We start from the raw sequence: 13,741 nt of genomic DNA, 5'->3' as shown, positions 1-13,741 counted from the left end.
TATTTGAACCTTTCATTGCGAATTGTAAAAATACGCTAGTATTTGCGCTCCTTTGGCTGGAACCTAGTTATGGTTACGGGTTTATAGGCAAGGCGCGAAACACCGCCATCCTCGCTACGATAAGCCAGCGTATGTTTCAGGAAGTTCACATCATCGCGGTTTAACATATCCTCGCGATAGTGTGCGCCCCGACTTTCTTTGCGTTCTAGCGCACCTTTGGCAGTAGCTTCGGAGACTTCTAGCAGCGAGCCAAGCTCTAGAATTTCCAAGCGTTCGGTATTAAATTTGCTGCTTGGGTCTTGCAAGCGCACTTTTTGGTAGCGTTCTTTCAATTCCTGAATTTTCGTCAGGGCGTGGGTCATGCCTTTTTCGTTACGTACTACTTTTACATTTTCTTCCATTTCGCGCTGTAATTCTTTGCGAATGTCGGCGGCGACTTCCTTGCGCTTGGGGTCGCTGCCAGAGTTAACCCAACCAAGCAATTGGTTTGCTTGCCCTTCATGATTAGACGGCAGTTCCTCGAAATCTACCGTTTTAATAAATTCGGAAGCATGTATTCCGGCACGCCGCCCAAATACCACAAGGTCTAACAGTGAGTTAGTACCAAGACGGTTTGCGCCGTGTACAGAGACACATGCGACCTCACCCGCCGCGTACAAGCCGGGTAATACGGTAGCATTCTGATCTACTATAACCTGACCATTCACGTTAGTGGGTACGCCACCCATCGCATAGTGAGCGGTGGGTTGAATCGGCACGCCTTCCTTATACGGTTCAACTTTCAGGTAAGTACGGGCAAAATCGGTGATGTCCGGCAATTTAGCATCAATGACCTCTTTGCCGAGATGATCCACATGCAGGTAAACAAAGTCTTTATCAGTTCCTGCGCCACGTCCTTCCCGAATTTCTTGCGCGATAAAGCGACTTACCATATCGCGAGGGGCAAGGTCTTTTAAGGTTGGGGCGTAACGTTCGCAGAAGCGTTCCCCCTGTGCATTGCGGAGAATACCGCCTTCACCACGCGCTGCTTCGGAGAGCAATACGCCGATGCGATAAAGCCCGGTGGGGTGGAACTGGTACATTTCCATGTCCATCAAAGGGATTCCAGCACGATAAGCGCTGGTCATACCGTCACCAGTGCAAGCGTGGGCGTTTGAGGTAACTTTCCAGGCACGCCCGTAGCCGCCGCTGGCTAGAATAGCTGCTTTGGTTTGAAAGGTGTGCAATTCGCCCGTTTTGATGTCAATAGCCGTAACGCCAACGCAACGCCCGTTATTGATTAATATATCCATCAAGTGAAATTCGTTAAAGAAAGTTACGTTATTCTTGATGCCCTGTTGGTAAAGGGTTTGAAGAATCATATGCCCGGTGCGGTCGGCGGAATAGCAGGCACGGCGTACGGGTCCTTCTCCGTAGTTGCGGGTGTGACCGCCGAAACGGCGCTGGTCAATTTTGCCTTCGGGAGTGCGGTTAAAGGGCAATCCCATATGCTCAAGTTCATAAATGGCATCAATTGCTTCGCGTGCCAGAATTTCAGCAGCATCCTGATCGGTCAGGTAATCGCCACCCTTGACGGTATCGAACATGTGCCATTCCCAGTGGTCTTCTTCGCAGTTGCCAAGTGCGGCGCAGATACCGCCTTGCGCGGCTCCGGTATGGGAACGGCTTGGATACAGTTTGCTGATTACCGCCACGTTACCCTTGCCGACCAGCTTTATAGCAGCAGACAAACCAGCCCCGCCTGCGCCTATCACTACGGCATCATATTTATGGTACATCTCAGACTTGCTCCTCGTGAAAGAGAATTATTTTACCTGCACAACCGGATTAAAAGTAATGATGACCTGTGATCCGATTAGTATAAAGAATATACCAACCGCATATAAGGTAGATAGGGCGAACATACGCCAGCCTCTCGCGCTGACATAATCATAAATCAGCACCCTTGCGCCGTTCAAGCCATGCAGAAGCGCTAGAAAGAGCAAAATTAGGTCGTAGGTGCGCCAGAGCGGGTTAGCCCAACGATTTGCAACAAATTGGTAATCTATCACATCTACATTATTGAGTAGGTGCATAATTACAAGGTGACCGAGCGCAAAAATGATTAACAGAATACCTGAAACCCGGAAGAAGTACCAGCTATAGAGTTCAAATTGATTAGCGGGTTTTGGACGCGCGCCTTTGGACGTATAGCGGCGTTTCTGTTCGGATTTAGCTTGAGTTTCGACTGCCATAGATTTTAAAACTTCCTTTTTCTAGTAGAAAATACGGATTTTATACCCGCCATTTCATTGAAAAACCGTCTTAACTAAGTCCATTTTACGCTACTTAGCATTATTATAGCAGCGGGCAGCCACAGCGCCAGAAAAAGAACTAGGGTGAAGTAAAAAAGCTGCTTATGGTATTTGATAGCAGATTCCCAGAAATCTAGTAGGATTATACGCAAACCGTTAGATGCATGGAACAATACCGCTCCTACCAAAAGCACTTCAATAATACGAAAAGGTGGGATTTTGTAAAGAAAAACTAGGTCTTCATAGAAAATCGGACCAAGCCCTACCAGATAGGTATCGGCAATGTGCAGAAAAAGGAAGCCCAGAATCCCAACACCGGTGAGGCGATGGAGTATCCAGAGCCACATACCAAATTGACCACGATACATTTTTGTAATCCCCTTTGTGAGAAGGTTAGGTTTCTGCGTTGAAGTCTAAAGCCGTCTGTATTATCGCAATGAGCCAAATTAAAACGTTGTGAACATTATAACACTCTGAATTTAGGCTTGCAATAATGGGCTAAGGCATTTGCTTTGTGACAAGCTAAAGAGTTGATAAGCACATTGTCTTTTCACACTACCGAGTTTTTACTGGTGGGGAGGAATCGTGGGCGGTTAAGTTCATTATGAAGCGCGGATTGCGGTTAGGCTTTGCGGCGGCACACGTAGATTAATTTTTCGCTACCCGTGTTGTATTCATCAAACTCATAAGAACCATATAAATCCTCAATAGCGAACCCGCTTTTGTCGAGTAGTAGTTCCGCTTCGTAGCGATAAATGTAGCGCAGGTTAAAAGAGGTTGTGGTACGCCTCAACCTATTATCAATCTCGATTTCATCGAATAGATAACGATAATGGCGTTGTTGTATAGATGGCTCTGAGGTGGCGCTCAGGAAAACCTGTACTAGATTGCCGTTTTGGGGATTCTGGAACTCGCTATCCAGTTCAAGCCTTCCATCGGCGGGGTATTGCTCCTTGATTTCCGGGTTTTGTATGTCAAGAATAAACAGACCGGCGGGCGCAAGATGTTTGCGAGCAGCGTTGAGGCAGTCTATTTGTTCAGTCTGGTTAAGCAAATGCTGGAATGAATTTAGCGCGATGAAAACAAAATCGAATTGTTCGCGCAGGTCAAAATCGCGCATATCAGCTTGAAAGAAGCGAGCCGTTTCTTTAAAGCCAATCGCTTTTTTACGCGCAATTTCCAGCATTTTTTCGGAAGCATCCAAACCGGTAACTCTATAACCTGCTTCTAATAGCGGAAGTGTAACCCGCCCTGTGCCACACGCCAATTCCAGCACACGCGCATTAGCTCCAGCGCGGCGTACCATCTCAATGTAAAAATCAAGGTCAGCGTCAAATTTCGCATACTTGGTATCGTAATATTCGGCGATGTTATCGTAGGGATTCACAATTGTTCCGGTTCTGCTTTCTGGCAAATATATATAATGCGTGGGCTTTCGGTGGCATACTCTTCAAAGTAATAACTGCCATAAGACTCTACTATTTTGAATCCGGCTTTTTCTAGCAGACTCTTTAGCTCGTCCGCGTAAAAATAGCGCAACTTAAGGGTGGTATTACAAACCAAATCGTTATTACCGCCCGGTAGCCTTTCGTAGTACATGTAGCGACGAGTGCGAATCTGGTGGTGAGGAAAGTCTGTGGTAATGACCTTCAAGGTGACGGAACTTTGACGTTCGGAATCATGCATGACACCATAAAGCTCGATTAGTTTGTTGGCAGGCTCTTCATCGGGGGTTGAATTATCCATTGCCAGCACAAAAATACCCTGAGATGCCAGCATTTCTCGCGCATTCTCAAGGCAAGCAATCTGATCTTCTTCTTCATGCATGTGTTGGAAGGTGTTGAAGCCCAGAATGACCATCTCGAACTTTTCAGAGCCAAGAACGGCGCGAGGGTAACGCATGTCGCCTTTAAGCAAGCGGGTACGCGCTTGAGTGCGTACAGGTAGGGCTGTTAACTTATTACGGGCGCGTGCCAGCATTTCATCGGAAAGGTCTAACCCGGTGACTCGATAACCTGCTTCTACCAAGGGCAAAAGCAAACGCCCTGTACCACACGCCAGTTCCAGAATATGCGGGTCAGCCCCTACTTGCCGAACGATTTCCAGATAAAATGGATGGTCGGCGGTTACATCAGAATAATACAGGTCATAATAGTAGGAGAAGCCCGCATATTCATCCAAAATTACGCTCCGCGCAATGCTTCCACCAAGCAGTCAATCTCTTCTTTGGTGTTCATTTCGGTGCAGCAAAAGAGCAAGCAATCGTCATATTGCGGGTACTCATTGCCAAGGGCATAGCCGCCGATTATTCCGGCTTTTTTACAAGCTGTTTGCACCTTTTCTACGTTCGGCACACGCACTAAGAATTCATTGAAGAAAGCGCCTGACAACGGCAAGCTGTAACCGGGAAGTTTGGCAATTTCGTTAGCAGCATAATGGGCTTTGTGATAGCATTGTTCGGCTACTTCGTGCAAGCCCTGTTTGCCCATTGCGCTCAGGTAAACGGTAACTATTAGTGCAATCAAGCCTTCGTTGGTACATATATTGCTGGTGGCTTTTTCGCGGCGGATATGCTGTTCGCGAGTCTGAAGGGTTAGCACAAAAGCGCGTTTGCCTGTTTTATCGGTGGTTTGTCCAACTATGCGACCGGGCAAGTTGCGGATATATTCATTGCGACAGGTGAAAACACCCACGTAAGGTCCGCCAAAGCTAGGACGCATTCCGAGACTTTGCCCTTCGCCTACCGCAATATCCGCGCCACATTCACCGGGCGGTTTGAGCAAGCCCAATGAGGTAGGATAGGCTGAAACTACAAACAACGCCCCTTTGGCATGGGCAGCATCCGCCAGCTTTTTCAAATCTTGAATCTGCCCCAGAAAATCAGGCTGTTGAACCAATAACGCAGCCGTCTGGTCATCAAGGGCGGCAACCGCTTCCTCTATGGTTTCGTATTCAGCGATAATAATACCTTGCGGTTCAGTGTAGGTGCGCGTAACGGCACGGGAGTCAGGATGAACTGTTTTAGGGATAATTACTTTGTGCCTGTTAGTGACGTTTACTGCCATAATGGCGGCTTCTGCCAACGCGCTTGCTCCGTCATACATAGAAGCGTTTGAAACATCCATGTTGAAGAGTTCGCCCATCATGGTTTGGTACTCGTAAATGGCTTGCAAAGTACCCTGACTTACTTCGGGCTGGTAAGGAGTATATGCGGTATAGAACTCGGAACGCCCAACTAAATGCCCGATTACACTAGGTACATAGTGGTTGTAGCTACCTGCGCCTAGGAAAGAGGCATGCTCTCCCAAATTCCAGTTACGGGAAGCCAAACCGTTCATCAGGCGAGTTGTTTCCAGTTCAGAAAGGGCTTTGGGGAGGTCAAGTTTAGGAAAGCGTACCTGTTGCGGCACAACCTCGAAAAGCTCTTCAACCGAATCTACACCGATGCTTTTGAGCATTTCTTGACGCTCAATATCGGAATGCGGCACATAGTTCATCTCGTTTACCAGCCTGTTTCTAGTAAAAGTATCCTTACCTATGGGTTATCCCATAGGTAAGCACAAAATTGATTAACGTTAGCGGGATTCTAGATAAACCTGCTATTTGCCGATTAAGGCGCGATAAGCCACTGAATCCATCAGATTATTCAATTCAGCCAGATTACTGGCTTTTAGTTTGATAAGCCAGCCCTCACCGTGAGGGTCTTTGTTTACCAGTTCGGGCGTGTCCACTACCGCTGCGTTAACCTCGATAACTTCGCCAGACAAGGGGCTATAGAGATCCGAAACGGTTTTGACCGATTCAATTACGCCGAAAGTCTGGTTTTGGGATAGTTGCTTGCCCACATCAGGCGCGTCCACATAAACAATATCGCCCAGTTCATCCTGTGCAAATTCGGTAATGCCCACGATGGCGACATCGCCTTCCACTTTTACCCATTCATGTTCTTTGCTGTACTTCAAATTTTCAGGGAAATTCATGGGATTAACCTCTCCTTACTTTTTTGCTTTCTTATAGAAAGGCGTTTTAACCACGACCGCCTCCGCTGGCTGGTCGCGTACCACTACCTGAAACGTTGTACCTACTTCGGCAAATTCTACCGAAACAAGCGCCAACCCGATATTTTTGCCCAATGATGGCGAAGGAGCGCCGCTAGTCACAAATCCGATTTCCTTGCCATCTTTGGTTATTTTGTAACCGTGTCGCCCAATTTCGCGACCTTTCATTTCAAATCCAACTAACTTACGTTTTACACCTTCTTTTTGTTTGGAAACTAGGTTCTCACGTCCTGAAAAATGACCCTTATCCAATTTTACGAAGCGCTCCAACCCGGCTTCTAGCGGGTTAACTCTGGCATCAATATCGTTGCCGTACAACGCCATTTTAGCTTCAAGGCGCAAAGTATCGCGTGCGCCCAAGCCGATAGGTTTTATGCCTTTATCCTTGCCCGCTTCTGAAAGTAAATTCCATAGATTTTCAGCGTCTGCCGCTTTCACAAAAATTTCGTAGCCATCCTCACCGGTATAGCCTGTGCGGGCTACTAACGCCTGTAGCTCGCCTACTTTGCCGCTGGCAATGCTGTAGTATTTCAAATCGCCAACTGCTACATCGGTTAGAGGGGCGAGAATTTCAAGAGAGCGTGGTCCCTGAATGGAGATAAGAGCGGTTCGTTCGGAAACATTCTGGATTATAACGTCGCTGCCTCGAATTAGGGAACATTCAAGCATCCATTTATGGTCTTTAGCGATGTTGGCAGCGTTTACGACTACATAATATTTGTCGGGAAGGCGGTAAACAATCAAGTCATCTACAATGCCACCGTCTGGGTAGCACATAAAATTGTATTGCGCCTGCCCAACTTCCAATTTAGATATATCATTGGTGCAGAGGTATTGCAAAAAATCCAGCGCAGTTGCGCCGCTAACTTCAAATTCACCCATGTGGCTCAGGTCAAAGAGACCGACAGCGGTACGAACGGCTTTATGTTCGTCTAGTATGCCGCTGTATTGAACGGGCATGTGCCAACCCCCAAATTCAATTAGACGCGCTCCGATTTGCTCGTGTACCGTGTGAAGAGGGGTTTTTTTCAAACTCTTGATATCGGTCATTTTGTTTTAGACCTCAAACTTTGCTGTCGTTCCGATTGTAGTTTTAACCTGAAGTAAAAGACTTTCTCTATTTTAATGTCCAGCCTCATCTAAGTCAAACCGCCTCAATGGCTGACTCAGGGCAATTCAGAGAATACTATTTGTAACTACTAGACCGGGAACGAAAAAGGGTGCAAAGGAAGGGTAGGGGTTAATAGTTACAAGCATCAGGCGAAAAGTAAGCTTTACATAACAATCCTATATTCCGAGCAAGTGATAAAGTAGATGAAGGGTAGGACTGAAAATTTCTTGTTCCAAGAACTCATTGATTGGGGTAGTTACGAGCTTTCTAGCGAAAATGACGTTAAGAGATTTAGCTTATTAGGAAGCTTTAAGGTCAAATCAAATTGTAAGAACTTAAAAGCTGTTATACTGTAATCGTTTATTGCCAACCTTAGACGGAGAAATTAGTTGAAATCTGACCCTTCTATAGCTCTTACCGAGCAACAGCAAACTATCGTCCAGCATAATTTTGGACCAGCACGGGTATTTGCAGTAGCAGGCGCCGGGAAAACTACCGCGATGGTGCAGCGTATTCGGCGGTTGGTAAAAGAGCAAGTCTTCCCGCCCGGCAGGATTTTGGCTTCCTCTTTTAATAAATCTACAGTTACTGACCTCCAAACCGCCTTACAAGAGTGTCCTCAATGCCATTTAGTTAAAACCCGCACTTTGCACCAAATAGGAAATTGGGTTTTGAAGGTAGCGCAATCACAGGGCTATTTAAATCCTACTGCTCAAACCTCTGAAGAACTTGAAATGCAAGGGGCAGACAGAAGAATTTTACAAATAGCGGTTGCCAAATCCAGAGAGCAAAAAGTAGCTTATTGGGAGAAATTGAATGACCTAGACCAAGAAGACTTCCTTAGTCAACTTGGTCAGTGGAAAGGAAACCTTCGTTATGCTAACTTGGCACAAGCCAACCTACCACCGGCAGCCTTAAAAATAGCTACTCAGGCGGTTGCCCCTCGCGGTTTCGAGTGGTATCTCGACCTTTATCGGCTTTTTGAAGATATTCGTAAGCAACACGGTTGGATTACTTTCGATGATATGCTTCAAACAGGTTGGGAATTGTTAATTCGTTATCCAACTTTGCGGGATAAATTAGCGCAGCAAGCTGATTGTGTATTGGTGGACGAGTTTCAGGACATCAATTTGGCTCAATTTGAAATTCTGGACTTGATGACTTCTGGTCATCGAAATTATATGGTAATCGGAGATGATGACCAAACTATTTATGAGTGGCGGGGAGCTAACCCCAAGTTTATATTGGAGGAATTCGGGCGGCGTTATCAGCCGCAGGATTATCTGATAAATGATAACTTTCGCTGTAATGCTGCTCAAATAGCCTTAGCAAACCGGGTAATCGAGCTTAACCAACAACGCCACCCCAAACATCTTAGCCTAACCAGAGGCTTCGAGGGTATTACCGAAGTTCATACTGAAAAAAGCAAAGAAGAAATGGGTCGCCACATAGTGACCAGAATCAAACAGGTTTTGGCGGGTGGCACAAAGCCTACCGAGATTGCAGTATTGGTGCGTTTGTATAGCCAAACTTCCTACATCGAGCAGCATCTTATAAGAGAAAAAATAGCCTACCGCGTAACCGGCAATTTACCTTTCTACCAACGACCTGAAATAGTGGCGCTGCTGGATTATTGTCGCTTGGCTAAAGTTGAGCATAACTTAATCCGTAATAATGGACTTACTCCAGCCGAAGTACAGGAGTTTGAGAATGCCTGGAATAATACGGGTCTTCCGCTGATACGCTATCTACCTAAAGAACTTAAGAAAGCGATTCGGTTAGCCGTAGTACAAGCTTCGCTACCATTAAGCTCAATATTGCTCGGTATGAAGGACGCAGTCGAGAAGCCGAGCATCGCCGATAACCTAGAGAAAATAGCTCTTTCGCTACAGTGGTTGGCGGCAGAATTGGAAAACCCTTTTGTTGGACAGATATTGGATGAATTGGACACCCGCCTGAAATATAAAGATTATTTGCGTCGCCAGAGTGGGTTTGCTGAAACCGGTGAGAACCGCGCAGTCAGTGTGGAAGCTTTTATTGATTATTCACGGGATAAGGGCAGTTTGCTAGAATTTATGCAGCATATTGTTGAACTTGGGACACGCAGGACGGGATATATCAGTAAAGAGCCACAGAAACAACTCATTATTAGCTCGATCCATCAGGCTAAAGGTTTGGAATGGCAGGTAGTATTTGTGCCAGATTGTAATCAGGGAACTATCCCGTTTGGGGTAGGAAGTAGCCAGTCAGGAAAATTAGAGGAAGAACGCCGCCTGTTTTATGTAGCGCTTACCCGGTCAAAAAGCGAGCTTAATCTGTATGTGGTTGAAGGTCGAGAACTGTCGCAGTTTCTTATGGAAGCCCGTTATCGTCAAACTTTGGAGGGAGTAAAAGCGATTGACGCTACCCTGAAATTATCGCCGGGCAGTTGGCAAGCGGGAGATGTATTGCCACTAGCCAAACAAATTAAACCCTTACATCTGGAACGTTATTTCAAATTGTGGTGGAAAGCCGAATCGGAAGAAAAACAGCAAATTGCTGACAAAGTTCAACACTTTTATACAGCGGTGAAGGGCTTAAAGGCTGAGGCTAAGCTAGGTTTGCAGTTAGGAGATTTGGCATTTTGGAAAGAAATTGCCCCTCGGCAAATGCCATTGTCAGGCTTAGAATTTCCCGGTCTGCAACAGCTTATAAGTTTTTCCACTCCGCTTGTGGAAAGCGAGAAGGTTGTTAACTTCAAATTCGGCGATGATATAAAACATCCCACTTTTGGCGTTGGTAAAGTGATAGCAGTGGAGATTTCAGAGGTTGACCAGTTAGTTACAATTCTATTTGACAAACTCGTTATACGAAAGATTTCTGCTCTTTATGGGAAATTAGAATTAGTTTGAGCTATTGCTATTACCCTAGCCCTGCTTTCCTCAATGCGAAAATTTGACACACCCCATATTACTTCAAATTGTGGAAAAGAGACCCGGACTATGCTATTATTCCTCTGACTATTTTGGAGTAAAAATCGTCTTTTTCAGGCTATTTTGAAGACTAAACCTAAAACCAACACTTCCCATTTTGAACCATCTGCACAGGGACTTCCACCGTACCCGATTCCGGATACGCGGCGCAGTCATAGGCTTATGCTTGTTTATGTCTCGCTGCTGGCGCTACTTTACTTTGTGGCGGCTCAGCCCATTGCAAATGCGCCTGCTAATTCGCGCAGCCTGTGGGGGTTGGCTTTTGCGCTGGGCGCTGAGCAAACGTTTATTATTGATAGCGCTGCTACCGGGTTGCATGGCTCGTCTTTGCTCAAGCCGGGAGATTCCCCCAATTCTGCTTACTTTGAGGGGCATTATTATTCGGGTAGTGCGCCGGGAGCGGCTATTGTGGCTCAACCCTTTCTGCAAATCGGGCGGTTGGTAGGCAACCCTGAAGCTTGGGGATTAGCCTTAACCGCTTTGCTGGGAGCGGCAACAATTTTGTTGGTATATGCCGGAGCGTTAAAGCTCGGTTCGTCACAGCAAAGCGCCAGATTTGCCGGGCTGGCGTTGGGTCTGGGGACTTTATTGTGGAGGGCGACGGGGCAATTCACCCCTTCAATTTTCTCTATTTTTTTATTAAGCGCGGCTCTATTGCTGGTTCTTCCGCCGTTGCCCCGTACTCTGGCGCAATCTGTTAAGCACGGTTATGAACGTTTAGATATATCCGAGAGTTTATTACTTGGGGCATTGCTTGGCTTTGCCGTTACGGTGGATTACCAAAATGCTTTATGGCTACCACTTTTTGCCGGATATATGTTTTTTATCAAACGTACTAGATTGCGTGGTTGGTTGGGCTTAGCGGGCGGATGGTTCGTTGGGTTAACGCCGCTATTTTTATATAACACCGCTATTTTCGGTAAACCTTGGGCTTTCAGCTATGGTTTTCTTTTAACCGATAAACAAGCTACTAGTTTCAAAGGTCAGTTTTTAAACGGGTATAACATTAGCCAACTCTGGCAAGCTTTTTTCGCATCTGGTCGGGCTTCCTTGGGCATATTTGTACTGCTTTTTGGCATTTGGGGATTAGTGGCATTGAGCGGTCAAAGGGGAAAGCGCGGCGCAACCTTGCTATTGGCAAGTTTGATTATAGGGATAGTATTGACTGGTTTAATGCGCCGCCCTATTGGGGAAGGCGAGGTAATGGCGGATTTTATCGCGCCGATTATTGTGCCGCTTGCCTATGGCAGCGCAATTTGGTTTGAGCGAATAATGTTTCTCACTCGCCTTGAATATCGAGGTCTGCCTACCTTTTCCACGCTTGGCATTGCGCTCTACTACCTGATTTCCCCGCCCGGTCCCGGCTTTCACAACATGCAGAATTTATTACCGATATTGCCGCTTATTTTGCTGGCGGCACTGGTTAACTGGCTTTTCTTGAGTAAAAAGAGACCTGTTTTTTTACAGGTTCGGTTCGATTTCAACTTCAAAGCCTTTCTTATCGGTGCTTTGATATTAATTGCGCTTATTCCAATCTTTATGTTTCCAGCAGGGAAAACTGCTTTTGCCGAAGGGCAAGGTAATAACTTGCTTTATAATCCTGAATTGAAAATAGAAGCCGGTAAGGCGGTAGGTTGGTACGGGTTGGTTTCAAACCAAGTGAAAGGCTCAGCGCAATTTCAACCTTATTTAACGCCGGTACTGGGGGGCAAGCTTTACGGACTGGAGTTCAGCGCGACAGGTGCAGGGGCTTTGAAGGTTAGTTGGATATGGAGCGATGAAGGGCATGAAGTTCTGAACAGTTTTACGAATGCTTTTGCCCTTAATAATTCCCAAACTTACCGAGATTTCCGGGCTGCCCCACCTGCCGCTACGTATTTGCAATTAGTGTTTGACCAAACCTCCGGCGAAATTGCCTACAATCATATTGCCGTTTTTGAGAATGGCGTTCGGGTTGAACCGCTGAAGAATTACGCTACTGCCGCCCTTTCCTTTAGTTTTGATTGGGAGAGCGCGATGGGCGGATTGGTACACAGTCGGGGTGGTGGGGCAAGTTCGTTGGGTGAGTCTGGCGGGGATGCGCTGACCGAGGAAAATAAAAAGGCGGTTTTAGATTACGCCGAAGAACGTGGCATGGCGATGCGACAGGGCACGGATAACCTACTCAACATTTTCCAAAAATATGGGGTATCCGGCACTTTCTATGCTACAGGTTATAACTTGCTGGATGGCAATACCGCTAAGCATACTTTCTCCGCTAACCCGATTTATCGTTGGGCTAAGACACCCTATTGGGAGAATGATTTCTGGGCGCGTAATCCTTGGTATGGCTCTGACCCTTATGGTACTTACCAATCTGACCCTGCTTGGTACTTTGGCGACCAAACCGACCGTTTGCAGCAAGGCGGACAGGAAATTGCCAGCCATACCTTTGGGCATTTGCTGGTTCGCGCCGCTACTCCTGCCGACCTTGCGGTGGACTTGAAAGAGTGGCTTACCGCAGCGCGGACGAAAAACCTAGCGTCCCCACGTTCCTTCGCCTTTCCTTGGAAGGGCAGCAACAGCCTTACCCCCGTATTTTATGATGTACTCTATGAGGCAGGTTTTCGCTTTATCACCCGCACTTACAACCTTGACCAAGGTTATGAGCAAGACTCTAAAGAGGGCTATATCTCTTATCTGAACTCACAGCGGGATGCCAACGGCAAACCCCTACGTTCTGCTACTCCTCCGCCCGATAATTATTATTTTTATCTTGACCGAGTGCATTATGCCATTACCAATACAAAAACTGGAAAAACCGAGCGTTCAACGGACTCGCGCTTTCTGGTATTGCATGACTATCAGTTGTTATCGTCTACCGCCAGTGAGCAGGTCTCTAACAACTTGGTAGATGAGCTTTTGCGGAGGCGTGGCGGTTATGGTAGCATCTGGACACATCCTGAAGCGGTCAGCAGCACATCGGATATGGCAGAGTGGGAGCGCGTGGTAGCTTACGCGGCGCAAATGCGCGAAAAAGGTTTGTGGGTGGCTGGAGTAGAGGCGATTATGCAATTCAGGGCTGATTCGCAACAAATTGGGGTAAAAAGCGAAGTTTCCGGCAAGCGCGTGAAGATTACTTTGCATAATCCTGTTGGATATGCGCTGGAAGGATTAACCCTGACTCTGCCCGCGCCTATCAAAAATGCCCCCGACGCGGTGAGCGTTCGTGGCGCTCAACTGGTTGCTCCTAAAATACCGGCAAATGACTCTATCACTTTGGAGGTAGAACTCGCCTGATAAGTGCATTTTTACATAAATATAGGG

10 protein-coding genes are annotated in these 13,741 nt (G+C 46.7%); 2 read left to right on the top strand and 8 right to left on the bottom strand.

The genetic code is table 11. The annotated features are described in order from the left end of the window. Nucleotides 1–35 precede the first annotated feature (35 nt). The 8 genes from sdhA to gcvT all read right to left on the bottom strand — a co-directional run bounded on the left by sdhA (nt 36) and on the right by gcvT (nt 7,402). A complete protein-coding gene (gene sdhA, locus WCK19_RS03815) occupies nt 36–1,778 on the bottom strand; it encodes a succinate dehydrogenase flavoprotein subunit (RefSeq protein WP_342396035.1) in 1,743 nt (580 codons plus the stop codon). Nucleotides 1,779–1,805: 27 nt separating this feature from the next. Continuing rightward, a complete protein-coding gene (locus WCK19_RS03810; protein WP_342396034.1) occupies nt 1,806–2,234 on the bottom strand; it encodes a hypothetical protein in 429 nt (142 codons plus the stop codon). A 74-nt stretch (nt 2,235–2,308) separates the two neighbouring features. After that, complete coding sequence (gene sdhC, locus WCK19_RS03805; RefSeq protein ID WP_342396033.1) at nt 2,309–2,662, bottom strand: succinate dehydrogenase, cytochrome b556 subunit; 354 nt, start codon at nt 2,660–2,662, stop codon at nt 2,309–2,311. Nucleotides 2,663–2,916: 254 nt separating this feature from the next. Beyond that, a complete protein-coding gene (locus WCK19_RS03800; RefSeq protein ID WP_342396032.1) occupies nt 2,917–3,681 on the bottom strand; it encodes a class I SAM-dependent methyltransferase in 765 nt (254 codons plus the stop codon). Then, the gene (locus WCK19_RS03795) at nt 3,678–4,475 is read right to left on the bottom strand and encodes a class I SAM-dependent methyltransferase (protein WP_342396031.1); all 798 of its coding nucleotides are present in this window, start codon (nt 4,473–4,475) and stop codon (nt 3,678–3,680) included. Before WCK19_RS03795 ends, WCK19_RS03800 begins: the two co-directional genes overlap by 4 nt. 2 nt (nt 4,476–4,477) lie before the next feature. After that, entirely contained in the window at nt 4,478–5,791 is a 1,314-nt protein-coding gene (gene gcvPA, locus WCK19_RS03790) for an aminomethyl-transferring glycine dehydrogenase subunit GcvPA (protein WP_342396030.1), read from the bottom strand. A gap of 102 nt (nt 5,792–5,893) precedes the next feature. After that, the gene (gene gcvH, locus WCK19_RS03785; protein ID WP_342396029.1) at nt 5,894–6,274 is read right to left on the bottom strand and encodes a glycine cleavage system protein GcvH; all 381 of its coding nucleotides are present in this window, start codon (nt 6,272–6,274) and stop codon (nt 5,894–5,896) included. 15 nt (nt 6,275–6,289) lie between these two features. After that, nucleotides 6,290–7,402 carry a glycine cleavage system aminomethyltransferase GcvT gene (gene gcvT, locus WCK19_RS03780; protein WP_342396028.1) on the bottom strand — a complete coding sequence of 371 codons (1,113 nt, stop codon included), beginning with the start codon at nt 7,400–7,402 and terminating at the stop codon, nt 6,290–6,292. 450 nt (nt 7,403–7,852) lie between these two features. Between gcvT and WCK19_RS03775 the strand changes: the two genes are divergently transcribed. Next, the gene (locus tag WCK19_RS03775) at nt 7,853–10,354 is read left to right on the top strand and encodes an ATP-dependent helicase (protein ID WP_342396027.1); all 2,502 of its coding nucleotides are present in this window, start codon (nt 7,853–7,855) and stop codon (nt 10,352–10,354) included. 144 nt (nt 10,355–10,498) lie between these two features. Beyond that, nucleotides 10,499–13,714, top strand: coding sequence for a polysaccharide deacetylase family protein (locus WCK19_RS03770; RefSeq protein WP_342396026.1), 3,216 nt, complete (start codon nt 10,499–10,501; stop codon nt 13,712–13,714). Nucleotides 13,715–13,741: the final 27 nt, after the last annotated feature.

The sequence above is a fragment of the Candidatus Chlorohelix sp. genome (assembly GCF_037138995.1).
Lineage (GTDB): Bacteria > Chloroflexota > Chloroflexia > Chloroheliales > Chloroheliaceae > Chlorohelix.
The sequence above is the reverse complement of the archived record's forward strand: the minus strand, read 5'-3'. Positions and strand labels throughout refer to the sequence as shown.